This is a genomic window from Thermomicrobiales bacterium (assembly GCA_037045155.1).
Taxonomy (GTDB): domain Bacteria; phylum Chloroflexota; class Chloroflexia; order Thermomicrobiales; family CFX8; genus JAMLIA01.
Genome location: JBAOIG010000001.1, coordinates 1 through 25561, shown reverse-complemented (window position 1 = coordinate 25561; position 25561 = coordinate 1). Strand labels below are relative to the sequence as shown.

Annotated in this window: 35 protein-coding genes and 1 tRNA gene; 7 read left to right on the top strand and 29 right to left on the bottom strand. The window is 66.5% G+C overall.

Annotated features, from left to right (window positions below; genetic code table 11):
• Window positions 1-115: 115 nt before the first annotated feature.
• The 7 genes from V9F06_00180 (at window position 116) to V9F06_00150 (ending at window position 3853) form a co-directional block, all read left to right on the top strand.
• The gene (locus tag V9F06_00180; GenBank protein MEI2616037.1) at window positions 116-421 is read left to right on the top strand and encodes a hypothetical protein; all 306 of its coding nucleotides are present in this window, start codon (window positions 116-118) and stop codon (window positions 419-421) included.
• A gap of 98 nt (window positions 422-519) precedes the next feature.
• A complete protein-coding gene (locus tag V9F06_00175) occupies window positions 520-1131 on the top strand; it encodes a hypothetical protein (GenBank protein ID MEI2616036.1) in 612 nt (203 codons plus the stop codon).
• Window positions 1132-1231: 100 nt separating this feature from the next.
• Window positions 1232-1459, top strand: a complete 228-nt coding sequence (locus V9F06_00170; protein ID MEI2616035.1) for a hypothetical protein — start codon at window positions 1232-1234, stop codon at window positions 1457-1459.
• A 63-nt stretch (window positions 1460-1522) separates the two neighbouring features.
• The gene (locus V9F06_00165; protein ID MEI2616034.1) at window positions 1523-1711 is read left to right on the top strand and encodes a hypothetical protein; all 189 of its coding nucleotides are present in this window, start codon (window positions 1523-1525) and stop codon (window positions 1709-1711) included.
• 61 nt (window positions 1712-1772) lie between these two features.
• Window positions 1773-2336, top strand: coding sequence for a hypothetical protein (locus tag V9F06_00160; protein ID MEI2616033.1), 564 nt, complete (start codon window positions 1773-1775; stop codon window positions 2334-2336).
• A 13-nt stretch (window positions 2337-2349) separates the two neighbouring features.
• Window positions 2350-2769, top strand: a complete 420-nt coding sequence (locus V9F06_00155; GenBank protein MEI2616032.1) for a hypothetical protein — start codon at window positions 2350-2352, stop codon at window positions 2767-2769.
• 1 nt (window position 2770) lies between these two features.
• On the top strand, window positions 2771-3853 hold the full coding sequence (locus V9F06_00150; protein MEI2616031.1) for a hypothetical protein: 1083 nt from the start codon (window positions 2771-2773) through the stop codon (window positions 3851-3853).
• A gap of 122 nt (window positions 3854-3975) precedes the next feature.
• On the opposite strand, the gene V9F06_00145 is transcribed toward V9F06_00150, so the two are convergent.
• The 29 genes from V9F06_00145 to V9F06_00005 form a co-directional block, all read right to left on the bottom strand.
• Window positions 3976-4263 carry a hypothetical protein gene (locus V9F06_00145; protein ID MEI2616030.1) on the bottom strand — a complete coding sequence of 96 codons (288 nt, stop codon included), beginning with the start codon at window positions 4261-4263 and terminating at the stop codon, window positions 3976-3978.
• Window positions 4264-4271: 8 nt separating this feature from the next.
• Window positions 4272-4484 (bottom strand): hypothetical protein, encoded by a 213-nt coding sequence (locus tag V9F06_00140; GenBank protein ID MEI2616029.1) that lies wholly within the window; start codon window positions 4482-4484, stop codon window positions 4272-4274.
• A complete protein-coding gene (locus tag V9F06_00135; protein MEI2616028.1) occupies window positions 4481-4633 on the bottom strand; it encodes a hypothetical protein in 153 nt (50 codons plus the stop codon). Before V9F06_00135 ends, V9F06_00140 begins: the two co-directional genes overlap by 4 nt.
• 77 nt (window positions 4634-4710) lie before the next feature.
• Window positions 4711-6054 (bottom strand): glucosaminidase domain-containing protein, encoded by a 1344-nt coding sequence (locus V9F06_00130; protein MEI2616027.1) that lies wholly within the window; start codon window positions 6052-6054, stop codon window positions 4711-4713.
• Window positions 6051-6425 (bottom strand): hypothetical protein, encoded by a 375-nt coding sequence (locus tag V9F06_00125; GenBank protein ID MEI2616026.1) that lies wholly within the window; start codon window positions 6423-6425, stop codon window positions 6051-6053. The genes V9F06_00130 and V9F06_00125 overlap by 4 nt, the downstream gene beginning before the upstream one ends.
• Window positions 6412-6627 (bottom strand): hypothetical protein, encoded by a 216-nt coding sequence (locus tag V9F06_00120; protein ID MEI2616025.1) that lies wholly within the window; start codon window positions 6625-6627, stop codon window positions 6412-6414. Before V9F06_00120 ends, V9F06_00125 begins: the two co-directional genes overlap by 14 nt.
• Window positions 6624-6974 (bottom strand): hypothetical protein, encoded by a 351-nt coding sequence (locus V9F06_00115; GenBank protein ID MEI2616024.1) that lies wholly within the window; start codon window positions 6972-6974, stop codon window positions 6624-6626. The genes V9F06_00120 and V9F06_00115 overlap by 4 nt, the downstream gene beginning before the upstream one ends.
• Before the next feature lie 105 nt (window positions 6975-7079).
• The gene (locus tag V9F06_00110) at window positions 7080-10130 is read right to left on the bottom strand and encodes a hypothetical protein (GenBank protein MEI2616023.1); all 3051 of its coding nucleotides are present in this window, start codon (window positions 10128-10130) and stop codon (window positions 7080-7082) included.
• A 19-nt stretch (window positions 10131-10149) separates the two neighbouring features.
• Entirely contained in the window at window positions 10150-10527 is a 378-nt protein-coding gene (locus V9F06_00105) for a hypothetical protein (protein MEI2616022.1), read from the bottom strand.
• The gene (locus tag V9F06_00100; protein MEI2616021.1) at window positions 10518-10748 is read right to left on the bottom strand and encodes a hypothetical protein; all 231 of its coding nucleotides are present in this window, start codon (window positions 10746-10748) and stop codon (window positions 10518-10520) included. Before V9F06_00100 ends, V9F06_00105 begins: the two co-directional genes overlap by 10 nt.
• A gap of 27 nt (window positions 10749-10775) precedes the next feature.
• Window positions 10776-11603 carry a hypothetical protein gene (locus V9F06_00095; protein MEI2616020.1) on the bottom strand — a complete coding sequence of 276 codons (828 nt, stop codon included), beginning with the start codon at window positions 11601-11603 and terminating at the stop codon, window positions 10776-10778.
• On the bottom strand, window positions 11604-13820 hold the full coding sequence (locus V9F06_00090) for a hypothetical protein (GenBank protein ID MEI2616019.1): 2217 nt from the start codon (window positions 13818-13820) through the stop codon (window positions 11604-11606).
• 144 nt (window positions 13821-13964) lie between these two features.
• A complete protein-coding gene (locus V9F06_00085; protein ID MEI2616018.1) occupies window positions 13965-14276 on the bottom strand; it encodes a hypothetical protein in 312 nt (103 codons plus the stop codon).
• 15 nt (window positions 14277-14291) lie between these two features.
• On the bottom strand, window positions 14292-14732 hold the full coding sequence (locus V9F06_00080) for a hypothetical protein (protein ID MEI2616017.1): 441 nt from the start codon (window positions 14730-14732) through the stop codon (window positions 14292-14294).
• A 1-nt stretch (window position 14733) separates the two neighbouring features.
• Window positions 14734-15711, bottom strand: coding sequence for a phage tail tube protein (locus V9F06_00075; protein MEI2616016.1), 978 nt, complete (start codon window positions 15709-15711; stop codon window positions 14734-14736).
• Window positions 15711-15896: a hypothetical protein gene (locus tag V9F06_00070; GenBank protein MEI2616015.1), complete on the bottom strand. Its 186-nt coding sequence runs from the start codon at window positions 15894-15896 to the stop codon at window positions 15711-15713. Before V9F06_00070 ends, V9F06_00075 begins: the two co-directional genes overlap by 1 nt.
• An 11-nt stretch (window positions 15897-15907) precedes the next feature.
• Window positions 15908-16372, bottom strand: a complete 465-nt coding sequence (locus V9F06_00065; GenBank protein ID MEI2616014.1) for a hypothetical protein — start codon at window positions 16370-16372, stop codon at window positions 15908-15910.
• On the bottom strand, window positions 16372-17268 hold the full coding sequence (locus V9F06_00060; GenBank protein ID MEI2616013.1) for a hypothetical protein: 897 nt from the start codon (window positions 17266-17268) through the stop codon (window positions 16372-16374). The genes V9F06_00065 and V9F06_00060 overlap by 1 nt, the downstream gene beginning before the upstream one ends.
• Window positions 17269-17271: 3 nt before the next feature.
• Window positions 17272-17487, bottom strand: a complete 216-nt coding sequence (locus V9F06_00055) for a hypothetical protein (GenBank protein MEI2616012.1) — start codon at window positions 17485-17487, stop codon at window positions 17272-17274.
• 23 nt (window positions 17488-17510) lie between these two features.
• Window positions 17511-17723, bottom strand: coding sequence for a hypothetical protein (locus V9F06_00050; protein MEI2616011.1), 213 nt, complete (start codon window positions 17721-17723; stop codon window positions 17511-17513).
• A gap of 54 nt (window positions 17724-17777) precedes the next feature.
• The gene (locus tag V9F06_00045) at window positions 17778-19007 is read right to left on the bottom strand and encodes a phage major capsid protein (GenBank protein ID MEI2616010.1); all 1230 of its coding nucleotides are present in this window, start codon (window positions 19005-19007) and stop codon (window positions 17778-17780) included.
• A gap of 12 nt (window positions 19008-19019) precedes the next feature.
• Window positions 19020-20192 (bottom strand): signal peptide peptidase SppA, encoded by a 1173-nt coding sequence (sppA, locus tag V9F06_00040; protein ID MEI2616009.1) that lies wholly within the window; start codon window positions 20190-20192, stop codon window positions 19020-19022.
• Window positions 20189-21469, bottom strand: coding sequence for a phage portal protein (locus V9F06_00035; protein ID MEI2616008.1), 1281 nt, complete (start codon window positions 21467-21469; stop codon window positions 20189-20191). The genes sppA and V9F06_00035 overlap by 4 nt, the downstream gene beginning before the upstream one ends.
• A complete protein-coding gene (locus V9F06_00030) occupies window positions 21466-21621 on the bottom strand; it encodes a hypothetical protein (GenBank protein ID MEI2616007.1) in 156 nt (51 codons plus the stop codon). Before V9F06_00030 ends, V9F06_00035 begins: the two co-directional genes overlap by 4 nt.
• Window positions 21618-23309, bottom strand: a complete 1692-nt coding sequence (locus V9F06_00025; protein ID MEI2616006.1) for a terminase TerL endonuclease subunit — start codon at window positions 23307-23309, stop codon at window positions 21618-21620. Before V9F06_00025 ends, V9F06_00030 begins: the two co-directional genes overlap by 4 nt.
• The gene (locus V9F06_00020) at window positions 23287-23754 is read right to left on the bottom strand and encodes a phage terminase small subunit P27 family (protein MEI2616005.1); all 468 of its coding nucleotides are present in this window, start codon (window positions 23752-23754) and stop codon (window positions 23287-23289) included. The genes V9F06_00025 and V9F06_00020 overlap by 23 nt, the downstream gene beginning before the upstream one ends.
• Window positions 23755-23889: 135 nt before the next feature.
• Window positions 23890-24054 (bottom strand): helix-turn-helix domain-containing protein, encoded by a 165-nt coding sequence (locus V9F06_00015; protein MEI2616004.1) that lies wholly within the window; start codon window positions 24052-24054, stop codon window positions 23890-23892.
• Between the two features lie 43 nt (window positions 24055-24097).
• Window positions 24098-24175, bottom strand: a tRNA-Gly gene (locus V9F06_00010).
• Between the two features lie 735 nt (window positions 24176-24910).
• Window positions 24911-25450 carry a hypothetical protein gene (locus V9F06_00005; GenBank protein ID MEI2616003.1) on the bottom strand — a complete coding sequence of 180 codons (540 nt, stop codon included), beginning with the start codon at window positions 25448-25450 and terminating at the stop codon, window positions 24911-24913.
• Window positions 25451-25561: the final 111 nt, after the last annotated feature.

Below are 25561 nucleotides of genomic sequence, written 5' to 3'. Positions count from 1 at the left end.
GCCGATCATCAAAAAAACTCGGTCGGAAACCCATCCAAAACCCCTTGACATCCTATATATGTATCTATATACTCTAAGTAGAGGTTGAGGACAGCAGGCAGAGAGGATGACTCAGATGGCACGGTACGAGACGGTTCACAGCTGCGGGCACAAGGGCGAGACGGGGGTCACGGGCGTCCCCGAGAAGCGCGAGATCAAGCTCGCGGAGATACGAGCGCTCCACGCAACGATCCCGTGCCATCGCTGCAAGTTCAACGCCGAGGTTGCGGCGCTCCGCGCTGAGGGGCTCAATGCCGAGGCCGATGCGATGATCAAGCGCCGCAACCGGGCCAATGGCCACAAGGGCGCGACGGCACTGCGGGTTGAGTATGGCGACGTCGCGGCGAGCTCGATCATCGCGCGAGCCAAGGCCAACCGGTAGTGAGGGAAGCGCGGGCCGGAAAGCCGGCCCGCCTCCGTCGCCGGATGATGCGTCCGGCCTGACGAGGGGGTGGCAGCCCCGAAACGGAGGATAGCACGATGACCACCGAGACCACCGAGCAGCAGACCTACCGGATCAGCCGCGGCGAGGGCTACGGGGGCGATGATATGCCCGTCGGCGCCGTCATCACTCGCCCGCGTGGGCAGGCCTACCACGACTACCCGGCTTACATGTACGTGCTCCAGTCCGGCCGCGACTACTACCGGGAGGATGGCATGTCGTTCGGGGTCGGCGACGAGTCCGGCTACGTCTACTGGGCAGACTGCCGCGCGGCCACCGAGGAGGAAGCAGCGCCACTCCGGATCACGTTCGCGCGCCGCGCGGCAGCCTCAGAGGCAAACCGGCAAGCCGCGGCGATCATCAAGAGCATCCGCATGAATGGCGTCCGCCCGCTGCGCGATACCGTCCCGGCCGGCGAGATCGTCTGGGAGCTAACGACATACGGAGGCACGTACCTGCCAGCCTACGGCGGCGGCCAGTGGCTCATCATCGCCGACGATGGCATCTGGTACATCGAGGGACACCATGCCGACGGCGACGACTGGTCAGCAAACAACATCGGCGGGCACTCCCTCGGCTGGCGGCTGGACGCAACGCCAGGCATGCTCGATACCCTCCGCGCACTGATGATTGCCTCCAAAACCCCTTGACATTATATATACGAGTGTATATACTGATGACATCACCAGTGCGGTGATACAGAAAAGCCCCGGAGATGAGCCGGGGCAGACACAGGAGAGGATAGCTCCCATGACCAGCCAGTTTACCACCATCACCGACGTGATCAGCCACCTGTACCAGCTCGACCCGGGCTTCGCCGACGATCTGCCCGAGTCCGTCATGCGGGACATCGTCCGCGCGAACAGTGCCGGCCGATACGAGGACATCACCGGAGACGAGATCGGGTCGATGATCATGGACTGCTATCTGGCGTGCGGCGCAGACGAGGCCACCGCCCGCTGGCTGACCCAGCACTAGCAACCCCACGGGGCCGAGCAAGCCGCTCGGCCCCACGCACTCACACAGGAGGAACACCCGATCATGGCAGGCGCCACCAAGGCCACACTCCGGAAGACGTTCGTCTACGACGTATGCCAGTCCTGCGGGCGGTTCGCGGCACTCACCCTCATCCGCCGATACGAGGTCAACGGCGACATCGCAGACGAGCTTTGGTGCTCGGCATGCCGGAACCCCACGATCTACCACGTCGAGGACGGCGTGCCGTTCTAGCAGTCAACCGGGGCTGGCAACCTGCTGGCCCCGCGACCACTATCAGGCAGGGGGAGGCCAGATGCTCGTCTACGACCGTCGTTTCTCAGGCCGCAACGTCCACGTCCAGATCAACCGCCGCATCGCCAAAGCGCGGCTCTTTCTCGTCACCCACGATATCCAGGTAGCGTCTCGTCCACTGACGCCGCTCCAGGCCGGCCACCACTGGCCAGAGGACGGCGACCGAACCGCGCCGATCACGTACCGCTCGACCGGCGCGCTACAGGCACGACGTGAGGCGACCGTCGAGACGCTCCGTGAGCCGTGGGGGGTGCGCCGCCAGCCCGGAAACAACATCATCTCGTCGTATCTCGACCCGGCCGGCATGCACGGGCTCCTGTCGGAGCTGCATGAAGCGCCCGAGCTGTGGGCGTTCGACGACCTGGCGATCGTGGCAGGGCTGTGCGTGCCACACGTCAACAACGACGCGGAAGCGTTCGCTATCCAACGCGAGCGCATCGCCGCTCACTGGCGGAATCTGGAGGCGCTCTGCGGACACGTTGGCGACGTCATTACCGAGATTAGTCGTGATACCAAGCAGCGCCAGCGGCTCGCCGACTGGCAGAGCCAGCAGAGCGAGGGCTGAAAGGGGAGGGCAAATGCATATCCAGTTCAACATCTCAGGGGAGGTCGAGCAGCGCCTGACCGTCCGTGGGCGGCTGTCGTCGCCGGCGATGGCTGCCAAGCAGGACTTGCTCGACTTCTGGCGACTCGCTGACGAGGGTATCCCGACCTTCTCACTGCCGGAGGCGCGGCTGCTGCTGGACGCGCTTAACGGCTCTTACCTCGGCATCGAGACGGCGCATCTGCTGTGGGCATCAGTGTCCGATGCCTGTGAGGATGGGCTGGCCCAGAAGTGGGAGGTTGACTGCGAGGCGCTTGTGGCCCGGCTACGCGCGCTAGATCGGTTGGACGCCATCCGAGTCGTTCGCGCCGTGGCCTACGCCTGGGACTGCATTAGCGGCGGGCGGGACATCGACGACGCGATTCGAAGCGTTCGGCTAGTGGGAGGTGAGTGACGTGCCGATGCCCACCGCGCGTGACTGGTCACAGGTGCTCGTAGCGATCCATCGCGACGGGATGCCGGCAGCGGACATCGCCCGGCAGATCGGCATCTCGCGGCAGTCGGTACATATCAGCCTCTCCTATCATGCACAGCGCTATCGCCGCCAATATCCCGACCTGCTCGCCCGTCTCCAGACCCATAGCACCCACGATCCCGATTCAGGATGCTGGCAGTGGATCGGCGGCACGTCAGCCGGCTACCCATCGCTCCGCTATCAGGGACGTGGGGAGTCCGCCCGGCGGCTGGCGTGGCAGTGGGCACACGGCGCGCTCCCGCCGCGTATCCGCGTCCACGCGACCTGCGGGCAGCAGCAGTGCGTCACCCCCGAGCACATGAGCCTGCGGCCCCAGGGGACGCCCCGCACGGACGATGCGCGCTTCTGGGCGCGCGTCGATCGCAGCGCCGGCGACGATGGCTGCTGGCGATGGATCGGCCCGACGGTCGGCGCCGGCCTGCCCTCGTGGGTCGAGATCGACGGCCGCGCGATCCCGCCAGCCGAGCGCGCGATGGAGCTCTCGCAGTGCCAGACGCTCCAGTCAGATATCGCGCTGATCCGGCTGTGCGATACGCCGACGTGCGTCAACCCCGCCCACCACCACGCCACGAAACGGATCGGCTATCAGCCACATACGCAGCGTGGCGAGGATCGCCCCAACGCGCGCCTGACATGGGAGATCGTCGCGGACATCCGCGCCCGGCATCAGTCCGGCGAGTCGCAGCGATCGCTGGCCCGTGAGTACCGCGTCTCGTCGGGTAGCGTGTCGATGATCGTCAACCGCCGGATCTGGATACCCTACGCCGAGGCTGTCCTGCGTGAGATCGTCCCCTGCACTGTCGTGGATGGCTGCCTCATCCACGACGCCACCCAGCGGAATGCCTACATCCGTGGCGGACTGCGATCGATCCGCCCCGTCGCCTGGGAGCTGTCCCACGGCGAGCGCCTGCCGCGACACACCAAGGTCTACACGACGTGCGGCCGCGCCGACTGCGTCCTGCCAGACCACCTCACGCTGACCTTCACGCAATCGGGTCTCTAAATGGTGGCAGCCCCGGTGCTAGACCGAGGCTGCCACTGAGAGTGGGAAGGAGCAACCACGCCCGTTGACGCTCCCGCGCTGATCGCCACTACGGAGACGACGACCATCGGGCGATGATGCGATCAGGCTCTGGATGTCTTCGCGTACAGACCTCGCGCCAAGACGTTGACCCCGGCCGTCCCGATGGCCAGCGCAAGGTACGTGTCCCGGCTGTACCAGTCGGCGCGGGTCGAGACCAGCACAGCCGATACCGCCGCCAGTGACACCAACGTCACCGCAACCTCAGCCGATCGGCCCGATAGCCCCGGCGCGTAGGCCTTGACCAGCTCGACTAACAGCATCACCAGCACGCTGACTGAGACTGAGCCGAACACCCCGGCGGCGATGGTGAGACTCCCCACGTCCTGCATACAGCCTCCTACACGTATCCCGGCTCGAATAGCAGATGAATCGTGAGCCACGCCAGAAAGCAGACGACCAGCAGCCGGAACCAGCGCCATCGTCGCATTCCGGCCCGGATGCGCTCGGTTGCGGTGTCCCCCGGCGTGCGGTTGAGCGCGAGCGTGGCATCCACGAGCACGAACAGCACGCCGACCGTGATCCAGAACGCCGTCCAGAATGCGGTGCTCATCCCGATATCCGCCCCTCGTCTGCCAGCCAGCGCGCAAAACGCATCCGTGGTGGCGCGAGTTCGTCGCTGGCTTCCGCGAGCGTCCGGTAGCCCGGAAAGTCCGTCAGTGCGCCGACCTCGTCACGCCACCTCGCCAGCGCGTAGATCATCTGCCACTCCACGTCAGACAAGCCCCACGGTGGCGGTGGCAGCGGCTCACCACGCGGCCTGAGCCGGATGTAGCCGATCATGCTGCCAGCCCGAACTCTCGATAGCGCGCCAATGGCAGCGCCGTCACACGCCACCCCTCCGGCTGACTGGCGTCGTACAGCAGCACCCCGCGTTCGAACGGCTGGATGCTCAGCCCGCCCGAGATCCCGCGTTCGTTCTCGACCGGGTACCCGAGCCACTTCAGCGCGTCCCCGTTGGCCTCCCAGAATGCCTTGAACCCGAACTGTAGCCACGCGCCCGTCTCCGGCACGAACCGCGCGTCCGGGTCGCCGATCCCCGGCGGAAGTGGTGGCTTCTGGCCCCGTCGCGCCTGCCACTCACGCACCACCCGCGCAACGTCGATCCCGTCGGGACACGTCAGGCTCGGGTTATCGACCCACACCTTGTGTCCCTGCACCACGTCAATCGTCCCGAGGTTCAGCGCCAGCACCTTGGCCTCGATGTCCGCCCACGTCTGGCCCAGCACCGCATACGCGCCGTCCGGGATGTCCTGCCCGTCCAACTGCTCGTACTCAATACTGACCGTGTACGGATTCGCAAACGCGGTCGTCCAGGGGGTGTCTTCCAGCCGGACAAGCTGCCAGCCACGATCCTGCATCGTCGCGTTGTGCTTCACGAGGAACGTCGCCGATACCCGCGCCTTCGGGTCGTTCTTGCCGCTCGTGCTTGTCAGCCACGCGAGACTGTCCGTCCCGGCGGTGTAGTGCTGCGCGCCGCCCCGAATCCGTGCCGTCCGGCCCTTCGTGTAGTGCGTCGCAGCGGCCGGGAACCACGTGAACCCCGGTATCTGTGCCTCCATCGGCTCCCAACTCCCATCATTGGCGAACGACACAAGATCGTTCGCCCGCGCCGCCACGTCCGCGCCGTACCCCACTCCTGGCGATGCCCAGCGGCCATCCAGCCCGGCCAGCGTCGGCGCGATCCCGAGGTACCCGGCATCCCGCGCCGCCTTGAATCGCGGATCGTACCCGGCCCAGACACCGTCACCGACCGCGTAGACCAGCAGGTGCGCGACCGTCGCCCGAATCCCCTCATACGCCGTCGCGAACGTCACCGCCCCCTGGTACGCGTTGTCGTTGACCGCACCCAGCCCGCTCGGGTTGTTCTTGTCGCGCACGATGGCCGATTGCCAGTACGCCGACTCCTTGCTGATCTGCGCTGCCACAATGTCGTGGTTGACGCCCCACTCGGCACAGATAGCCACCATGTCCGCACCGATGGTCAGCGGCGCGGGCCGATAGGCTTTGTCCGGCGCGTAGACCGACGCCGCGACCGGCCCGCGTGCCGCGTACCATGCCTGTATCGCCGCCGCGCTGACCGTCCCACTCCCCAGGATCGGTGTGCCCTTCGTGTATGTCATGCCTCATCATCTCCATAGCCCGCGATGACACGTGCCCGTCGCCGGCCGCGCACCTCGGATCGAAACCGCGCCCAGACCGCGACGCCGAACAGCAGCACCGTCGTGGATACGCCCTGGATGTCGGTCGGCACACGCGGCTGTGTCATCGCGATCAGTCCGACCAGCGCCATGGCCAGCCAGACCAGTGCCCAGTCCGCCTCGGAGTCGGCGTCGTTGCGATAGAGCGCCATCGCACCGGGTGTCACGGCCAGCTCACCGGCCTCCAGTCGCATCACGTCATCGTGGATGTCACGCCATGCGTGCGCGTGGTGCCAGGCTCCCCACGTCACGATCAGCGCCCACAGCACCTCAAACGGGCTAATCGTGTCCATGGTCGGCGTTCCCTTCGTGCCCGTTGTGAAGCGCCCGCATCACCCGCACCTGCTCTTCGTAGGCTTCAACGCGCGCGTAGAGGTCGGGAAGCCGGTCGGCGCGCTGCTGGATGCCGACATCCACCGCGTTGCGGTACGGGCCACGCCGTGAGCGGCCCGTGAACCAGTGCCAGAAGCGCCGCAGTCTCCCCCGCTGCCTCATCGTCCATTGTCCCGGTGGTCGCGAGAGAGTTCCGCCATGTCGGCCCGTATCAGCTGCATTAGCTCCCGAAACTCCGCCCGCGCATCCTTGATCTGCTGCAACGACGTCTCGGCTAAGGGCAGCACGCGGTTGATCTCCTGCAACGACTCCTCGGCTGAGGACAGTACCCGTTGCAGCAGTTCCTGGTGCTTGTCCGCCTGCGCGTCGGCGGCCAGCGCCCGGTCGCGTTCCCGTTGCGTCTGCGTGCCGGTGGTCAGTCGTTCCGTTAGTACGAGCCAGAGCACGATCAGGAGCGTAGCCGTCGTGCCGCCCGACGAGACGAGCGCCCACATGTCCGCTGCTGTCATGGCGTGCGACACTCACTCACTATCTCCTGCCTACTCACACCGGCACGATGGCGCTGGCCTCACGGTCGTCCTCCGGCATCTCGTCGTCTCCACTCACGTCCGTCACTACACCGGCACGATGCTCGTCGCGCTGACCAGCGACCGGACGGTCATCTCCACATCGCACAACTGCGCCGCGCCGATGACGACGCTGTTGACCTGTCGCAGGACGTGCCCGTTCGCGTCGACCAGATACGGGGTAATGTCCACGCTGATATCACCGTTCCACGGCCCGCCGAGCGCGGCCGTCCTGTCCGTGCCGTTGATCGTGATCGTGAACGCCGGGCTGCCCGCCGCCGGCCCGAGGTAGATCCCGTAGGACATCGGGTGCGTGTGGTCGCCGACAGAGTGCGAATGGCTCGGCACCGTGTGGGTGTGGCTCGACTCCGACGACGATGTCTGTCCGTCGACGTCGTGCGTGTGCGGTGTGGTCAGGAAGCTCTCGAACTTTCCCGACCCGGCCTCGGTGCCGTTCCGACCGACATAGAATCCGTAGGCCATCCCGGTGGCTTCGTTCTTCATTGTGATCTGCTGCATGTAGGCGGGATCGCTCCATGTCGTCGTCGGATAGAAGTCGCCGACCAGATGCGAGTGCCCGCCGGACGACGTCGTCGTCTTCAGCGCGATCGTGTGCGAGTGCGACGAGCCGCCCGAGGATGTCGCGCCGCCCCCGCTGCTGGTCGTCTGACCGCCGCCCGCCGCCGCGCCGGTGACGTTGCTCTTGACCCGGCGCTTCCGCACCGTCAGGACTGCCTTGTGCAGCAGCGAGACGTTATCGTCGAACGTCACCGGGAGCGTCGCCGGCTGGCCACTGGCTACCGACTCGACCGACGGCCCGTGGATCTCCCGGTAGGTGTACGGGCGCATCGCCGTCTTGATCGCCCACAGGTCGTCGATCGCCTTGACGATCGCGTCCCCCGGCCCCGGCTGTCGACGATCCACCGTCGCGAGCTCCAGCCGCCACGAGTCCGAGCCGCTCTCGTGGAACTCGCGCTCGAACCCCATCAGATACACGTTCGCATCGACCGACTTCCACAGCCGCGTCCCGGCGTCGTCGGTGACGATCCCCGTCCACTGCAACCGCACGGTCTGCCCGATCGTGAAGCGTGGCGTCCCGCCGGCGTAGTGGGTCAGCCCGACGACCGACGCCTCGTAGAACTCGGTCGGGTTCGCGTAGTAGCCCAGCCACGCGCTGGCCGCGTCGTAGAGCGTGTTCGCCGCCGCCGTCTCTTCCGCCGCGCTGTTGGATAGTGGCGCGATCTCGTCGAACTTCAGCACCTGTGTCCGCGCCCCGTAGGCCGCGACGCTGGCCGCGTCCTCCAGGTACCAGTAGGTGTTGCCGTCCGGCCCGGTGGCGGTCTGGATCGTGTACGGGCTGCTCCGACCTGAGAACCGCAGACTCAGCGCGTTGATCCCCTCGCCTGCCCCGAGCGGGATGATCCGGTTCCAGATCGCCTGCTCGGTCGCCGGGATCGTCAGCCCGGTCAGCGGGATAACCGCCATCTCCGGCCCCGCGTGGTCGACCTGGCGGAAGACCAGCCCACTCGACCCGCTCGCCGCCGCAAGCGATACCCGCTGTGTCAGCGGATCCTCGACCGCGTGCCAGCCCAGCGTTTCGGCGATGTTTCGTAGCGCCTTCCAGACCGTCGCGCCATCGAACCGCGCGCTGATCGTCGCGCTATCGACCGCCCCGGCCGTCCAGCCGGTGCCGGCCAGCAGCGTCGATACCGCCGTCGCGACCGTCGCCCCAGAGAATGTCCGCCCCAGGAGCGTGTTAGCCCAGACGAGCCGCGCCGCCGTCGACTGCCCGGCCAGCTCAAGCAGGATCGCCCCGTCCTCGCCGACGACGACCTTCGGCTGGTCGAGGATGCCCCGGAAGACCTCGCCCTCCCCGGCGCGCCGGATGCGTATCTCACGCCCGGCGGCCAGCACGTCGGCGTTCGCCGCGATCGCCGGCACCGTCGCGCGGAACGTCCCGATCTCATCGGCCCGCATGCTGTAGGACGCGGCCAGAGGCGTGGCAATCGGCCCCGAGCCGAGTCGGTTGCCCGACAGGTCGTAGACATCCAGCGCCACACGCGGCTCGGTCACGATGTCGATCGACTTGATCTGGAGATGCTCGGTCGCGCTGACCGTGCCCGAGTCAGCGAGCGGCACCGTCGCCGATATCGCCAGCGCCTCAGCCGCTGTGATCGTCCCGTCATCCGCCAGGCCGAACGCGATCTGCATCGCCTCGGTCGCGCTGATCGTCCCGCTGTCTGCCAGTGGCGTCGATGCGTCAACCGTCAACGCCTCGGTCGCGGTGACCGTGCCCGAGTCCACCAGCTGCGGCCCGATGGTCAGCGACTCGTCTGCCGTGATCGTGCCCGAGTCGGATAGCGACACGTGGTCGATGATCTCGACCACGAGATTCTCCGCCGCCGTCACCGTCCCGGAGTCCGTGAGGGTAAACGACGCCGCGACGGTCAGGTCATCCGTCGCGGTGATCGTCCCCGCGTCGGCGAGTGGCAGTGTCGCCGACACGGACAGGTCGTCGGTCGCGCTGACCGTGCCCGAGTCAGCGAGCGGCACCGTCGCCGATATCTCCAACGACTCAGTCGCCGTGATCGTTCCAGCGTCGGCTACGCTCTTCTCGACCAACCCCGGGTGATAGTAGATCGTGACTGAGACATAATCGACGGACGCGGTTTTGGTGCTGCTACCGTTGTTGAACCCGGCACGGAATGCGACATCGAATCCCGAATTGAAGCTCGCCGCCGTCCACGACATGCCCCAGAGGTCGGAGGGCGTCCCGTTCGTCTCGGTGACGTCGGATGTCGTCCATGTGGACGGACCGTTCGCGGTGCCGCTGCCAGCGACCTCCAGCTGAATGGTTTTCGTCCCGCCAGTGGATGAGGAAAGTTTCCGCTCGATCCTCACCTCGACGCCGTCGATAACATCGTCGGCGGCCAGCCCTGCGGCAGGGAATGACACCGTGAGGAGCACCGACATGCCGCTCCCGCCGAAGTCCTCCCCCTTCTCGACCGTGGACGTCGCGTAGGAGTTGTCGGACGCGGTGACGTTCGATGAATTGGTCCATCCGGACGCGCTGGACGGTGATAGTGTGATCGACGCCATCGCCTACGCCCTGACTACCCTAGACGCCGACGGTCACGGTGGCGGTGGCCTGCCACGTCGAGCCGCTGCCCTTCGTGCCAGGGCTCTGCACCTTGCGCTGCATGATCTGCCCGCCGGACGCGGCGTTCGCAATCGCCCACTCGTTCCACGTCCAGTTCGCCTCGCTCGTCGAGAACGTCGCCCGGAACGTCAGGACGTTCCCCGACCGTGTCGGGTACGTAGCGTCCATCCCCTTTCGCAGCTTGTTCGTCGCGGCCTGCAGGTCGGTCTGCCCGACCGCCTCCGCCGTCGCCGAATCCCCCGTGCACAACCGCGCGTTGCTGTTGTTGAACGCGGCATACACCCCGCCGCCGATCAGTGCGTCCGCCATCAGCTCGCGTGTGATGTTCAGGAACATATCGTCTCTCCGTTCGCCTGTTCGTTCTGCCGGCCGGCCCAGCGCCGCTCCAGCATCGTCACGATCTCCGGGTCGGTGACGGTCAGTCCGTCTTCCCCGACCCACTCATACGACTCGACGACCTCATCCGGTGGCCCGTCCTCCGGCGTCCGGTTGTCGTTCCACTTATCGACCCGGAAGTCGATCCGGGAGTACGTTGTCAATGTGTCTCCGAGCGTCACACATCACCTCCTCTGTGCTCTCCGCACTCAATGCCACGTCGCCGAAAATGTGACCGTGATCGTCGCGTTCGTGCAGCCCGTCACGGTCAGCGACTGCGACCCCGGAATGAGCCGCATAAATCCCACTTGTGTCGAGCCGACCGTGAGGTTGACGTACTCGTTCGCCCAGGATGACCCCGAGTCCGTCGAGCGTGTCACCGCATAGTTGCCGCAGTCGATCCGTAGCCGGTGCGCGCTGCTCCCGGCCGTCCGCGCGATCGTGAACGTCTCGCCGGTCAGCACGTTCGTGATGCTCGGGTTGACGAACCCCGACGCCCCGAGCGCCGCGATCTCGATCACGATCTCCCGTGCGTCGGCGTCGCCGTCGTTGGTCACGTTGACCGTCGCCGGACTTCCCGCGAGCGTCTGTGTCACGACCGTCGGCGTCTCCGCGAACCAGTCAGACAGGCGCAGAAACTCGACCGACACCGGCTGCGTGAACATCGACTCATACGAGACGGTCAGATCGGGCATCCGCTCCGCCCGTGCCCGCGCCCATCGCTCGGTGCCGTCCCCGCCCTCGCTCCAGAGCCGCCCCTGGCCGATGCTCTGGATCTGGCTCCGCAGCGCGTCCGCCTGCGTGTCCACAGCAGCCCCCGTCGCCCCGTAGAGCACCGCCCGCAACCGCTCGTTCCCGACCCCTTTCGGCGCCGGCATTGCCCCGAGCTGGTCGACGGCGTAGTCCATGCCGAGACCCGGCGCCAGCGCCGTCCTCAGCTCCTGCGTACTCTCCGTCTCCGCGCGATCCATCGGGAGCATCACGACCGTGCTGCCATCGCGCGAGACGAAGCGGGTGATATGTCGTGGCGCTGCCATCTATGCCACTCCTCGCGCACGCAACGACGCCGACACAGCCCAGCCGATGTCTCGGCTCGCTCTTTCGGCGTCGGCGCGGTCGGTCGCCTCGATCGTCACCGGCCCGTAGTAGTTGACGTTGACCCCACCGCCGGTGCGCCCGAGACGGTTGAGCGGGATAACCGCCTCCGGCCCCGCCTCGCCGATCAACGCCAGCGTCGGATCGGTGACGATGCCGCCAGCCGCCAGCCGTGGGATCGTCGGGATGTCCGGCGCGTTGACGCTCAGCGTCATGCCTGGAATGTCCGGTATCGGTCCTGGCATATCGAATGGCCCGACGTCGAAGCTGAACGACAGTGCGTCGTTCACCCCGCCGATGAAGCCGTTGATCTTGTCGATCACGCCGTTCGCCGCGCCGATGATGTCGCGCAGAATGCCAAGGATCTTGTCCTTTGCCGACCCGATCGCGCCGGTGATCGTGTCCCAGATGCGCGACCATGCGCCGGTGATGCCCTCATAGGCGTTGCTGATGGTCGTCTTGACCGCGCCGATCCCGGTCGCGACGATCCCGACGATCCCGAGACCCGCGTTCCACGCCGTGTCGAGCGCATCCTTGATCCCGCCCCACGCCGTCGACCACGCGTCGCTAATAGCCCCGGTGACAGACCCGATCGTGTCGCGGACCGCGCCGATCGCGGTCTCGACGATCGTCTTGATCCCGCCCCAGATCGTCTCGGCAGTGTCCCGGATAGCGCCCCAGACCGTGGCCCAGTTATCCCGGATCACCCCGACAACCGCGCCGACCACGTCGCGCACCGCGCCAACCGCCGTCTCGATCACGGTCTTGATCGCGCCCCAGACGGTCTCGGCGATGCCGCGCACCGCGTCCCAGACGGTCTGCCAGTTGTCGCGGATCGCGCCGATGACCGTCTCAATCACGGTCTTGACGATCCCGATATACGTCTCGACGACCGTCCGGATGATCGGGAAGACCGTCTCGACGACCGCCTGGATCGCCGGCCAGACGACACCCCATACCGCCTGAATCGCGGCCAGCGCCGTCTCGATCGCCAGCCGGATGGCTGCGATGGCAACCTCGACCGCCGCCTGGACGATCGGCCAGACGGCCGCGATCACGACCTGTAGCCCGTTCCAGACGGCGTCCCAGATGACCTTGATCGCGTCCAGCGCGACCCCGATCCCGACCTGGATGGCCGCGATAGCCGTCGTTATGTACGGACCGATGAACCCGATCACTGCCATCACGATGTCGCGTATGCCGAGGAAGTTGCTCTCCCACGCGAGGTACAGCGCGGCAACGGCAATCCCGACTGCCGCCGCGACCGCCAGCACCGGCGCCATCGCAACGACGGTCGCCAGTGCCGCCGCGCCCGCCGCCAGCGCCCACGCCACGAACGCGGGCACGACAATCACCATCAGCGCCGCCGCCAGACCGATCAGGATCGGCTTGATATGGCCAGAGATGAATGAGATCACGGGGTCGAGCGCGGTCATGATCCCGGACGCCGCGTCCGCCAGCGCCGAGAACGCCGGGATGAGTACCCCGCCGATCGACTCCTGCACCTCCCCGAACTGCTGGGTTAGCTTCTCCCACTTGCCGGCGTCGCTCGCCGCGTACTTCGCCGCCTGCCCCTTGAACTTCCCATCGACCGAGTTCAAAAGGTCCTGCGCGGTCGCGCCTTCCGCGACCTTGATCCCGTACCGGCTCAGGACGCTCGTGTTTTCGTCGCTGACGCGGCCCAGGAGCTTCGATGCTGTCAGCAGATCCATGCCGGTGCCGCGCGACAGATCCTGAGCGGTCGACAGTCGCCGCTGCGCCTCGTCCGCGTCACCGGTCAGGCTCGTGAGCAGCGCCAGTGCGTCGGCCGTCTCACCGTCGGTGAACCCGAGCTCCTGGCCCTTCTTGATCGTGTCATCGACCGACCCGGCGTAGTCGTCCCACGACGCGCCGGTGTTCGTGACGGCCTGCTCAAGCCGGCCCATCGCGGCTTCGTCGTCTGCCGCCCCCTGCGCGCCGTCCTTCAGCCAGCCGCCCATCGACTGCAGCGCGCCGCCGGCCACCACGCCGCCGAGCACCGAGCCGAACGTGCCCCACTTCGAGCCAAGACCTTCGATCTTGCCCTCGAATGTCCCGGCGGCTTGCCCTGCGTCACCGAAGGCGCTCTTGGCCTTCGACGCGTCGCCGAGAATCTTGATTGTGACGCTGCGTTCAGCCACGCTGCTTTGCTGCCTTCTTCGCTTCTCTGCGCGTCGCGTCTACGAGCGGCTTCAGCCACAGATAGTCGATGTGGTCCAGGCCTCGGAACTGCTCCGGCGTACACCAGGGATAGACGTGGCAGAACCACGGCATCTCCTCGACCTCTAGGTCGCTGTGGTGTCCGCCGGCGCCGTAGGGTCCGCAATCAGCGTGATCAGACTAATGAGCTGCTGCTGGTCGACGTCCGCGTCCAACGCGTCCTCGAACGTGAACACCGGGTTGTTCCGCCGGCCCAGCACCCAGAGCAGCGCCGTCATCGTCAGCCAGTCGGGCGTGCCGCCGGCCTCCTTCAGCTTTTCCAGCCCGGTCATCTCGTCGACGAACGACTTCCCGGTCACACGCTCGAAGTCGATCAGGTCGCGATTCTTCAGCCGGATGGGTTGGGTTGTGTCGATCGTTACCTGCACTGCCGTCATTGCCCATCATCTCCACTAGCCGGGGAATGCCCGGTTCAGCGCGTCCTCGACCGCCTCAGCGAACTCATTGGTGATTTGCTCCCGCTTGTCCTCGACGGCCACGTACAGGTTGTAGTCGGGTTCGCGCTTCCTCGGGAACTGCGCGTGCGCGCCACCGGACCCGAAGTTCCAGCCGCCGAACCATGCGACGCCCGTGCCACCCAGGAGCGTCGCGCCGGTCGTCGTGCCCTTGCCCTTGATCGACGCAATCGCCCGCGACCCCATCGATGCATGCGTGCCGGAGATCGTCACCGCGCCCGCGCCGGCGCGGCTTTGCGCCTCGCCCTCGACCAGCGTTGACACAGCGCGATACACCTCGCGCAGCTCCCCGCGCCAGCCCTTGTCATCGGACATGTCGCGGAGCGCCTTACGAAGCTCCTTCATGCCTTCGACCTTGACCTCCGGCTTCGCGGCCATCTCAGATCACCGTGTCGTCGGTGTGGTACTCGACCTTCACGACCGCGTCCGTGCCGTTGTCCAGCGCGCGGAAGTTCAGCGGCTGCTCCAGAATCTCCGGCCCGCTGATCTCCGGCTCGCCCGGATCGACGAGTTCCGCCGCCGCGAAGGTGAAGACGAGCTTGTACGGATTGCTGGCGGTCGGGATCGTCCCGCCGGTCACGGTCAGCACCATGGCTCGCTGTGTGCCGGCGACGAAGTCGTTGTACGCGGCCAGGCTGGCAAACTCGCCGGTCGCGTCAGCGGTCGCCTCGGAGATCCCGTTCAGGATCGGCTCCTTGCGGTTCGTCGACCCGATACAGAACCGCTCTGTGTCCAGCGCGCGCTTGCCGCTGAGCGTGAACTCCTTGACACAGATCGCTGAACCGCCCCACGTCAGCGACGCGTTGGTCCAGAGGAACTGCGCCCGGCCCGTCACATACGACGGGCTGGCCAGCGCCGTCCCGGTCAGGACGTTCTCAAACACCCACGTCGTCGTGAGCTTGAGCACGCCACCAACCTCAAGCTCGAACTCCCACTCGGTGATCTTGCCGCCCTCGTAGGTGAACGGGTTGACGATCCCGCCCACGTCGGGCTTGCCGAGCTGGACAGTCGCGGAGACGCCCGCGCCACCCGACGCATCCGGCGTAAACGTGTGCTTGTACTCAGCGGTGACACCGACCTGAGCCGATGCGCTCGCCCCGAACATCTGCTTGAAGAGCTTGCCGAACCCCTTGCTCATCACCGGCAGGACGACATCGCCCCCCGCGCCCGAGACGTAGGTCGAGACGTTCCCTGTCTTCAGGTACTGCGACCCGAGCACCGGAGATTCGACCTTCCCGAGCGTCGTCAGGATGTTGCTGGACTCAATCTCCAGGAACCGGTCCACCGTCACCGGCGTCCCGTAGATCGTCTCCTCCTTGATGCCGAACTGGCTGGACAGACCCGAACCGATCGCCATCAGTCACCACCGCCCTTCTTCGTCGCGGCCTTCTGCCAGACCTCGGCCTGCTCCGCGAGCCGCGCCGCGTGGTCCGCTTCGAACTCGCCCTCGTCCCCGGCCGCCACGATGACGTACCCCCCCGCCGGCAACGGCACCTCGCGGCTACCTCCGCTGACATTCCTGAGACGAACCATCGTCGCCATCGTCAAGCCTCCTATGTGCTGACCATCTCGACTTGCGCGTCGAGCGACCATCGCAGTCCGTGGATGCGTCCCCGGTCGTTCCCGGAGTACAGGTGTTCGTAATCGCCAATCTGCGTCACGACATAACTGCCGAGGCCGAGCGATGGGTCTGTCCTGACCTCGTCTTCGATCTCCGCAAACCAGCTCTCCGCGAGCGTCATTGCCGCCGCCGCCGCCTCGTCGCCCGCGCCCGGCTGCAGGACGATGATTTCCCCGTCGATCGTGAACCGGTCGCGCTTGATCGTCTTCGCGGCGTACGGGTACTCCTGCCGTCCACTGACGCGCACCGCCAACGTGATGTACGTGCCCACCTCAGATTGGACCGACGGCGGCGGCACGTAGGTGAAGACACGCGCGGCGGACAACCCGGCTCGCAGCGCCAGTCGCGCCGCGAGCGCGTCGAGCACGGTCTTGACCTGGCTGCTCGTCGTCGCCATCAGCCCACCACCACCCGTCGCTGCATGTACTGCCGAAGCACCTTGTCGACGAACGGCAGCTCGTTGATTGCGCTGCCGCGCCCCGAGTACCCCGGCGTCCAGTACTGCTCGCTGCCGTACTCGTTCGACGCGGAGATCGTCCGCGACCCCAGGTTGCTACTGACCATCCGGAACCGCAGATACAGCAGCGCCGCCTCAACGATCCCGGCCGGTGGCCGTGCGTATCCATGCTCGTAGGTGACACGGACGTTCTGTCGGCCCGGCACGAACGCCGTCCCGTCCCGTCGCCGGATACGGCCGTTGTTCAGGATCTGGACATCGGCCAGCTCAGCCGGTGTGTATGCCGTCCACGCCCCAGTGCCGCGGTCGAGCATCTCGACGGCGCGGATGTCGATCGCGTCCAGATGCGAGATGAATACCCAGTCCTGACCCGCGCCGTCGATCGTCTCGCGCGTCAGGCGCGGCACAAACGACACGCCGCATACTTGCTCGAACTCTTCCGCGATCGCCTTCCGTGCCTGCCCGATCGCGTCCGTCGTATACGTGGCTGTGCTCGCCAGCGCGCCGCCATCGAACGCCCGCGCCTGTCTGAACGTGAACAGCAGCTCGCCGACAATCTCAACCGTCTGTTGCGCCGCCCCGTGCGTCGCCGATGTCCAGCTGACCGTCAGGATGTCGAGGTCGGCCTGCCCCGCCAGCGCGTAGGTGCGTGCCGCCGCGCCAGACCCACCCGTGGCCGCGCCGGTCACGATGGCCGTCCCGTCGAGCCGCGTGACCGTCACCGTCGTCACGCCAGGATCAGCGACCACGCCGTCGACGTAGAACGTCACCGCCAACGTGGCTGCCAGCCCCCGTTGAATCTGCTCGGTTGTCGGCTCGATCTCGACGACGGCCATCGGCTAGCCCCGCTTCTTCTCGGATATATCAGTGACGGTCAGCACTTCAGCCTCGCTGGCTGGCTCATCCACCGCTGGCTCATCCACCGCTGGCTCACCCACCGCCCTGGCATATCCGAGCCGCTTGGCGTCCGCCGCGTCATAGATGAACGCGGCGCTCGGATCGTCCGCCTCAACGACGTTGCCATCACGATCGACGTAGACCTTCTCCCGTGCCATCTGCTGATTCCTTCCTTCGCCTGTCAGGTCTGCGCGCCGACCACCACAAACGTGATCGTGGACGTACCGTTCGTCGCGGTGACGATGTAGAGCTTCCCGCCCGTCGTGTCGGCATAGAGATCGCCGACGCCGAGAAAGCCAACCCCCGTGGTGTTGGCAACCGGCGCGCCCGCCCCGCGAAACACCCGCGCCGCTGAGATGCCACTGATGATCTGACCGCCGCTGATGACTGGCATATGAGCTCCTTTCGGCGTGCGAGGAACCCGAAGCCGGGTTCCTCGCCCCGCGACTTAGATGCCGGTCACGGTGCAGAACGCGGCCGGCCGATAGACCGCCAACGCCAGCCGTTCCTCGGCCAGGATCGCGACCTTGTTCTCAATGAAGTACGTCGAGTGCTCGGTCGACGCGGTGACCGTGATGCCGGTGCGCCGGAAGATCTGCGCGTACGGCTTGAACGCGCCGAGGAGCGCGGTGTTCTCCGTCATCGCGGTCGTGATCCGGACGTCCAGCCCCCAGATGCGTTCCGGCCCAGCCTCGGCCGGAGAACCCCAGATATAGACGCCATCGGTGGTGCGCAGGAGCCGAACATCCTGCCAGTCGTTCGGGTGGAACACCGCCGCCGTCGGCTCGGCGAACGCAACCGACCGAATCTTGGTCATGCCCTTGTAGATCGCGTCCGGCACCGGATCGGCGCCCTTCGCCTGCGTCTGGATCCCGGAGCGGTCGAGAATGCCGGAGATGTTCGGCGCGTTGCCGTCGCCGGCGAGAAGCTGCGTCTCCTCGCGACGCCGCACCATGAAGATGAGCCGCCCTTCGATCGTCGCCCGCATCTGCGACAAATCGGCCAGCAGCTCGTCAGTCGCCGGCAACCAGACCGGAATCTTGCGCACACTCTCCGTGCGCAGCGTGTAGTCGAGCGCGGCCTCCGGCTTCGTCCCGCCCTCCGCCGTCTCGACTGCGGCGTTCGTGAACGTCGTCTCTTCGTAGTACTCGATGGTGTTGCCGTCGGTCGTGCCCGGCAGCATCAGGTCGGCGATCGTGCGCTCCTCCAGCGCCATCGGGACGATGCCCGGCAGTCGCTGCGCCGGGACGTTGATATCCGCGAGCGTCAGCAGCGTCGCGCCGACCTCCGGGTCGAACGCCGCGCCAAGCCGGGTGTCCGCGCCGAACTCGAACGCGACGGTGCCACCGCGCCGCTCACGGAACGCGCGATACCCCTCGCTCGCTTCCAGCACCTCACGCGTGCTCCGCAGTCGCTGCGCCGGCGCAGCCTTCTGCTGCGTGTCGCGGTCCACCACGATCGGCAGCCCCGACGGCCCCACGTTACGCGTGGCCATCGCCTCCAGTTCCTGCAGTTGCTCGATGCCGGCCGCAAGGTCGGTCATCTCCTCGTTCATCTGCCGCAGTGACGCAACCTCGTCGTCGCTGAAGTCGCGATCCGGCTTCGACGACCACAGCGTCTGCCACTCGCCGCGCAGATGCGCCAGCCGTCCATTCTTCTCTGCCAGGGTTCGGTACATGTGAATCTCCTCCTAGATGCTCACGCCGTTTCGGCGGGCTTCCATCGCCAGAAAGTCCAGGAACACGTCTGCCGCCTGCGGATTGGTCGGCAGACCGGGACGAGGCGCCATCGCCAGGAGCGCGTCATACGCTCCCGCGATCACCCGATAGGCGTCGCGATGGGCCTCAATCAGCGGCACGTTATCGGCCGCAACCGGGGACGGTCGCCCCGCACGCAAGGCAGTAAGCGCCTCGACGCGAGACTGGAGGGACTGGACGGCAGTAAGCGCCGCCGCTGCCTGGTCCTCAAAAGTGAGTGTGTGGATCTGCGCCGTCGCGCGCGGTTGACCCGCCTGCCGCACTCCGGCGTCGGCAAGCACCGCATCGAGCGTCGCCACACGGTCGACCATCCCGCGCCGGACGGCCTCGCGCGCGCCGAACATCCGGCCCTCGCCGAACTCGGCCCGCACGGTCTCAACCGCCACGCCACGATGGCGCGCAACGGCGCGTGTGAAGCGCCCGTAGGACTCATCGACGCGGGCCTGAATGGCCTCGCGCCCCTCGTCAGTCAACGGCTCGAACGGGTTGTTCTCGCCCTTGTAGCGCCCGGCCGTGACCAGTGAGACCTTGACGCCCATACGCTCGTACCAGGCGCTCTGATCCTCGTGCGCGGCGATCACGCCGATACTGCCAGCCTCCCCGGACGGGGTGATCACGACCTGATCGGCCGCGCTGGCGATCCAGTAGGCCGCGCTGGCCATCAGCGTGTTCGCCACCGCCGTGATTGGCTTCGTGCCACGGGCGCGGTAGATCTCGGCTGCCAGTTCGTCGACACCCGCGACGGCCCCTCCCGGCGAGTCAACGTCGATCACGATCGCCGACACCTGCGGATCGGCCACCGCGTCCCGGAACGCCTGCTGGAACTCCTCGACGCTGGTGCCCCCGCTTGAGCGCGACATCATGCCCATGCGGTGCGAGATCGTGCCGACCAGCAGCAGGACGGCGATGTCAGGAGCGCGCGACGTTGGGCGCGGTCTCGCCATGGCCGCGCCGATGCGCTGCGCGATCTCTTCGTCAGTCAGCGTGCCGCCGGCGGCGCGGATGGCCACCATCGCCATGATGTCCGCGAGCTTCTCCGGTACGATCGCCCAGGGTGTTTCCGCGATCGCTCGCCGGATGCGCGGATACGAAAGTTCCGTTGTCATGGCGCCTCCTTGCCGGGCGATTCCGGCGATACCGAGAAGTTCAGCGGGAATTGCAGCAGCCCGGCGTCAGGCTGCTGGTCTGCCATCGGCGGCAGATTCTCCCAGCCGCGCACCTCGTCCGGTGTGAAGATGCGGCCGTTGATGCCGATCTGATACCCCTGCATCCGCTGCGCGAACGCGCCGCGCATCACCGCGTTGAGGTCGAATTCGACAAGCTGCCCGGCGAACTCCGGCACGCCGTCGATGAGCTGCCGCGCGAGAACCTCTTCGATCAGGTTGATCGGCCACCCGAGCGAGTCCTGGTAGAACATCAGGTGCAGCTGGTCGACGGACGCGAAGTTCGATTCGTCGAGAATGCCGATCGCGGGCTGGGGAATGTCGTACAGCGCCGCGACTTCCTCGCGCGTCAACTGCCGATGCTCGACAACCGCTGAGTCATCGAGGTTATGTGAGAGCGACAACCAGTCGATGTTGCCCTCAAGCACGGCCGGTAGACCGGCGCGGTTGACGCCGCCCAGACGCGCACGCACCTCAGCCTTGAACCGCTCCATCACCGCAGACCGCGCCGCCGGATCGGTCGGCAGGTCGTTCACTTTGATGATCCCGCCCGGTCGCGCACCGTTGAGGAACGTCGCGACGCCGAGGCGCTGCGCCGCGTACTCAATCGCAAGCGTCAGTCGCGCAGCCTCAAGCCGCGAGACGCCGATGCCGCTCGCGGTTGGCCCCGGCTCCATCAGGTGGATGATCTGCCACGGCTCGTAGACCGTCTCCGTCCCGGACTCGGCGTGCGTGTGGACGTACATCCCATCGCGGATCGCGAACCCACGCGGGCTGATCGGGATCAGCTGGTCCGGCGCCCTGTCAGGCCGGCGTTGCGCCTTCACGACGATCGCATTGCCGTAGACGAACAGGTCGTATGCCAGCCGCGCCTGGAACCCGACGGCGTTGCCCGTCTCCTTCGATTCGTTCGGCCGGCGGAGCAGATCGGCGAGCGGCCCCGTCGTCAGCCGGTCGCGCCCGTCCCGCTCGTGGTCGGCGTAGACCTTGAGCGGCAACCGCCCGATCGAGTAGGCCAGCTTATTGACCGCAATACGCACCCAGAGCTGCCGTCGCGCGATCTCCTCGTAGTTCGCGGTGTAGTCCGTGTCGAGCACGACCGACCCACCACCGAGGCCAGAGAACGCGCCGATCAGGCGGTCGCTCGTGATGATGTCATCGCGGACAGTCAACGCCGCCGCCCGCTCTCCCCGCCGTAGCAACGACCGCATAATCGTCATCGGTCACCGCCTGCGACATTGCCGAGCACAACCAGTCCGACGCCCCCGACCAGCGCGACGACCGCCCCGGCGGGTAGCCACAGCAGCGCGGCCAGCGCGGCCAGCGCGCCAATCACGAGCACCATGCCGACCAGCTCAATCACGTCGCTCATTCGCTCATGTCCCAGAATCGCGGCTCAGTGAACGTGGCGCCCGCCTGCTGATGCACCCGCGCTCGCGCCAGCGCCATCAACAGCGCCACGATCCCGTCGTCGCGGATGCCCGAACCGTGTGCTTTGTACGGCCGGATCGCGTCATTCGGCCCGAACTTCACCGTCACCTGACTTGCCATCCAGCGCAGCAGCGGGTTCCCCCCGTGCCGGATGCGCCCCTCCAGAAGCAGCGCCTCCAGTGCGTGACACGGCTCGCTGTATGTCGCGAACCCCTGCGCCATCGCGACGCACGTCACGCCCGCCGACTGCAACCGCGCCGACGCCCCGGCCGCGTTCCAGGCATCGAACGCCAGCTCCGGCACCGTGTACGGCGCGAGCCAATCGACGATCTCATCGGCGATCATCACCGGGTCGATCGCCGTCCCGTCGGTCAGCGTCAACCAGCCTTCGTCTGCCCACTGCCGGTACGGCACGCCATCGCGCCGCTCAGCCTCGGACACTGTGTCGCCTGGTCGCCAGAAGCGCGCGACGACGTCGTATCCGCCATCGCGCGGCGCAACCGCAACACACGCAGTCAGGTCGATCGTTGAGGACAGGTCAAGCCCGGCGAAGACGATCATGCCGGGCGATAGATCCGGCGCGGCGTCGTTGCGGTCCCATGTCGCCATGTCCAGCCAGCGCTCGGTCTGCTCCGTCGGCTCATTGAGCCGCAGCCGGCGGAACGCGTTCTGCTGCGCGGGTATCTGCTCCGCCCGGTGGCACTCCTCACGCAACGACTCGACATAGACCGATACCCCGAGGTTCGGGTTCCCCTTCGGCCAGACCGCCTCGTCACGCCAGTCGTCGCCGGCGTCCAGTGTCGCGACGTAGCAGAACAGCGAATCGTCGCCGACAATGCCAGTAAGCACGTTCGTCGCGTAGGAACGCATCTCCCACCAGATCGACTGCTGGTTCCACCCTGCCGTCGTGATCGACCAGAGCAGCGGCTGTCGGCGCGCGCCGAACGCGGTGCGCAGCACGTCGACCATGTCGCGGTTCGTGTGCGCGTGCAGCTCGTCCACGATCGCGGCGTGCGGGTTCAGTCCGTCCGATGTATCCGCGTCGCGCCCCAACGGCTCGAACTTGGAGAATGTGCTGAGCCGCGACAGGTTCGCCTTCGATGGCGTGCGCTGGATCAGCCGCGCGAGTGCCGGCGTGCTCTGCACCATCCGATCAGCCTCAGCCCAGCACAGCTTCGCCTGGTCACGCTTCGTCGCCGCGCTATAGACTTCCGCGCCCGGCTCCCCATCGGCGAACGCCAGATAGAGCCCGATCGCGGCCAGCAGCTGCGTCTTGCCGTTCTTCCGCGCAACCTCGGTGTACGCCTCACGGAACCGCCGCGTTCCATCCTCGCGATACCAGCCGAAGACCGAACCGACGATGAAGACCTGCCACGGCTCCAGGATGAACCGCTTCCCTGACCACTCGCCCTTGCTATGCCGCAACTGCTCGATAAAGCGGATCGCGTGATCGGCCGCGTCGTCATCCCATGCCAGACTGCGCAGCCCCGCAGTCTCAATATCGGCCAGGTGCCGTTCGCACGCCAGGCGCACCAACTGGCCGGCGACGATATCGCCCGCCACAACGCCCTCGGCGTACCCTGTCACCCGCGCCAACACGGCGCTGCTAGCCGGTGCTGCGGCGACCACTCAGCAGCTCTTCCATCGGATCCACGTCCTTCGGCCCGCCCGTCACACTCAGTCGCGCCCGACTCTGCGGCGACATGCCGAACTCCCCGGCGATCGCGCGCATCGACGCTTCGGCCTTCTCCAGCGTTATGACAATCGCCCGGTATCGCTCGTCGTCCGGCTTGATCTCTCGGAGCGCGGTCTGTGTCGCTCGGTATCGCGACCACGCCTGACAGTAGAGTCCGAACGCCATCACGTCCGCCTCGCCCAATAGCCCGTAACGCGCCAGCACCGGCGCGTTCTCACGCCAGCACCGCCGCGCCGTCGCGTCCAGCCACGTTGGCGGCCGGAGATCAGCCAGCGGCTCAACCTGCGGCTCGTTCCGATTGATCGCCCGCTTGCCAGGATTCCCCTGCAAAACACGCAACGCGATCGGCTTACTGCGCCGATCCCCGCCACTCGTCATAACGAGCCCCGATTTGCTTGATCGCGGTCGGCGCGGGGTGTCCAGCCGCGATCGCGGCCCAGCGTCGTCAACACGAACTTCGCCGCGTCCCACTCTCCCGCGTTTAGCCGACGAATCAGCACCGATTCAGCCATATCAACGATCCCCGCCCGCGCCTCGGTGTAGGCCAGCTGCGACCGTCGGGTAACGCTCGATATATCGGTCGATGGTCGAAACGTTGCAGCCGAGCCGGCGCGCGGCAGCCGTCTTGATGCCAGCCGTCTCGCGGATGGCATCGATGCCATATCGGCGGTAGTCCATGCCGCCTTACCAGCCATCTACCACCACCGCACCATCTGCATTTTGGAGCGCGACGGTCGGAGTCGAACCGCCCTCTTCCGGCATGGACAGCCGGACGCATCGGCCACGATGCTTGTCGCGCGTGGTTCGCCGCGATACATGCCAGCACCAACCCGTCTCGATTTCACTAAACGGCAGAATCGGTATGGTTAGGCGTTCGCGGCAGGATGGGTCAAGGAAGTAGATATAGCGAAGTTGGTAGCCCGGAATCGGCCGTGCGCCCGCGTCAATGAATGGACGCATCGAAGCCCCGCCGGTTTCCGTGATGTGGTTGCCCTTAGTCGCGGTAACGCGACTAAGGCGTAATGCAGCCCGCTTCTGCCGCGCGCCGCCCTTGTCACCCTGCGCCGTCAGGCTGGTGCGCGAGAATCGCGCACCAGCCTCCGCGCCGCCGGGGATTTCCCATATCTGGTTGTTGCGTTTGATGCTTGTCAGAACGAAGCCCGCCGCGCGATAGATCGCCCCGTCACCGCACTGCGCACCATCAGCGAACGTGACTACCCACTTGATATGTGGCGCATGCTTCCGCAACAACCGCATAGCAATCGACAACGCCCGTGATTCGCTATTGCGCGGCAGCGCGTCGGTGAATGCCATACGGTTTAGCTCAATGAACTCGTTCCAGCCCGTGCCCTCCACAAGCCCCTGTATCTTGCGCTTGTCTAGCGACGGCCCGAACTGCATCGCCCCCTCTAGCCGCCCCTGATAGAACACGCCGATGTGTAGTTGGCTATTGTTGACGACCTTGCCGGAATAGTGGACACGGCGAACTAACGCGTTCCCCTCCTGCGCGCTAATCGGCCGTAGAAGGATGTCTTTAGCTGACATAGGCCTCACACACCCGCGCCAGCGCGTTCCCGTTGCTGTTCTCATTTCCGGTGTCAATGAACGGGCCGTGTTGTTTCGCAATGCTCAATGCCCGCCGTATCTGCTCCGCCTGTTCTCCCGTCACAGTGAATGTCATCTGCTCAAACAGCGACTTATCACCATTCGGCACGGAGTCAAACGCGGCGCGCCAGTCGTCATCACACGGCTGGAGCGCCATCAGCGTCGCCAGTTCGTCTGCGCTCCAGAACTGCGACACGTCGATGTCCGCGCCGAGCGCGGCCAGCATGTCGGTGTCCCACTCCAGCGAGACCTGCCCAACGCGGTTATCGGCAATGCCCAGCTCGACGGCGGCCCTATCCCGGCTCAGATCCAGGTCGGTTCGCCTCACGGCCACCAGCTCGGTCCCGTCCGTTTCGACCACGCGCACCGGCAAGCCCAGCTCGGCGGCCACCTCGGCGGTTTTGTTCCCGGCGATGAGAACGCCATTCCGGTCGACCAGGACCGACCGTCCGGCGCCGTACGCGCGCATCGACCCGCTCGAGCATGCCGCGCCCGCGCTCGGTGCCGCGGTTGGCGTTGCGTGGATCGGGTCGGATGTCTGCCATTATAACGAGCCCCGATTTGCTTGATCGCGGGCGCG

Coding starts and splice junctions, on each gene's coding strand:
- V9F06_00160 (MEI2616033.1), top strand. CDS start 1,773: ATGCTCGTCTACGACCGTCGTTTCTCAGGCCGCAACGTCCACGTCCAG.
- V9F06_00125 (MEI2616026.1), bottom strand. CDS start 6,425: ATGGACACGATTAGCCCGTTTGAGGTGCTGTGGGCGCTGATCGTGACG.
- V9F06_00005 (MEI2616003.1), bottom strand. CDS start 25,450: ATGCGCGCGTACGGCGCCGGACGGTCGGTCCTGGTCGACCGGAATGGC.
- V9F06_00165 (MEI2616034.1), top strand. CDS start 1,523: ATGGCAGGCGCCACCAAGGCCACACTCCGGAAGACGTTCGTCTACGAC.
- V9F06_00155 (MEI2616032.1), top strand. CDS start 2,350: ATGCATATCCAGTTCAACATCTCAGGGGAGGTCGAGCAGCGCCTGACC.
- V9F06_00120 (MEI2616025.1), bottom strand. CDS start 6,627: ATGAGGCAGCGGGGGAGACTGCGGCGCTTCTGGCACTGGTTCACGGGC.
- V9F06_00105 (MEI2616022.1), bottom strand. CDS start 10,527: ATGTTCCTGAACATCACACGCGAGCTGATGGCGGACGCACTGATCGGC.
- V9F06_00145 (MEI2616030.1), bottom strand. CDS start 4,263: ATGCAGGACGTGGGGAGTCTCACCATCGCCGCCGGGGTGTTCGGCTCA.
- sppA (MEI2616009.1), bottom strand. CDS start 20,192: ATGACAACGGAACTTTCGTATCCGCGCATCCGGCGAGCGATCGCGGAA.
- V9F06_00095 (MEI2616020.1), bottom strand. CDS start 11,603: ATGGCAGCGCCACGACATATCACCCGCTTCGTCTCGCGCGATGGCAGC.
- V9F06_00115 (MEI2616024.1), bottom strand. CDS start 6,974: ATGACAGCAGCGGACATGTGGGCGCTCGTCTCGTCGGGCGGCACGACG.
- V9F06_00175 (MEI2616036.1), top strand. CDS start 520: ATGACCACCGAGACCACCGAGCAGCAGACCTACCGGATCAGCCGCGGC.
- V9F06_00140 (MEI2616029.1), bottom strand. CDS start 4,484: ATGAGCACCGCATTCTGGACGGCGTTCTGGATCACGGTCGGCGTGCTG.
- V9F06_00060 (MEI2616013.1), bottom strand. CDS start 17,268: ATGGCCGTCGTCGAGATCGAGCCGACAACCGAGCAGATTCAACGGGGG.
- V9F06_00065 (MEI2616014.1), bottom strand. CDS start 16,372: ATGGCGACGACGAGCAGCCAGGTCAAGACCGTGCTCGACGCGCTCGCG.
- V9F06_00020 (MEI2616005.1), bottom strand. CDS start 23,754: ATGACGAGTGGCGGGGATCGGCGCAGTAAGCCGATCGCGTTGCGTGTT.
- V9F06_00050 (MEI2616011.1), bottom strand. CDS start 17,723: ATGCCAGTCATCAGCGGCGGTCAGATCATCAGTGGCATCTCAGCGGCG.
- V9F06_00110 (MEI2616023.1), bottom strand. CDS start 10,130: ATGGCGTCGATCACACTATCACCGTCCAGCGCGTCCGGATGGACCAAT.
- V9F06_00030 (MEI2616007.1), bottom strand. CDS start 21,621: ATGAGCGACGTGATTGAGCTGGTCGGCATGGTGCTCGTGATTGGCGCG.
- V9F06_00055 (MEI2616012.1), bottom strand. CDS start 17,487: ATGGCACGGGAGAAGGTCTACGTCGATCGTGATGGCAACGTCGTTGAG.
- V9F06_00015 (MEI2616004.1), bottom strand. CDS start 24,054: ATGGACTACCGCCGATATGGCATCGATGCCATCCGCGAGACGGCTGGC.
- V9F06_00180 (MEI2616037.1), top strand. CDS start 116: ATGGCACGGTACGAGACGGTTCACAGCTGCGGGCACAAGGGCGAGACG.
- V9F06_00135 (MEI2616028.1), bottom strand. CDS start 4,633: ATGATCTACGCGCTGGCGAGGTGGCGTGACGAGGTCGGCGCACTGACG.
- V9F06_00075 (MEI2616016.1), bottom strand. CDS start 15,711: ATGGCGATCGGTTCGGGTCTGTCCAGCCAGTTCGGCATCAAGGAGGAG.
- V9F06_00130 (MEI2616027.1), bottom strand. CDS start 6,054: ATGACATACACGAAGGGCACACCGATCCTGGGGAGTGGGACGGTCAGC.
- V9F06_00080 (MEI2616017.1), bottom strand. CDS start 14,732: ATGGCCGCGAAGCCGGAGGTCAAGGTCGAAGGCATGAAGGAGCTTCGT.
- V9F06_00070 (MEI2616015.1), bottom strand. CDS start 15,896: ATGGCGACGATGGTTCGTCTCAGGAATGTCAGCGGAGGTAGCCGCGAG.
- V9F06_00045 (MEI2616010.1), bottom strand. CDS start 19,007: ATGTACCGAACCCTGGCAGAGAAGAATGGACGGCTGGCGCATCTGCGC.
- V9F06_00035 (MEI2616008.1), bottom strand. CDS start 21,469: ATGACGATTATGCGGTCGTTGCTACGGCGGGGAGAGCGGGCGGCGGCG.
- V9F06_00085 (MEI2616018.1), bottom strand. CDS start 14,276: ATGACGGCAGTGCAGGTAACGATCGACACAACCCAACCCATCCGGCTG.
- V9F06_00170 (MEI2616035.1), top strand. CDS start 1,232: ATGACCAGCCAGTTTACCACCATCACCGACGTGATCAGCCACCTGTAC.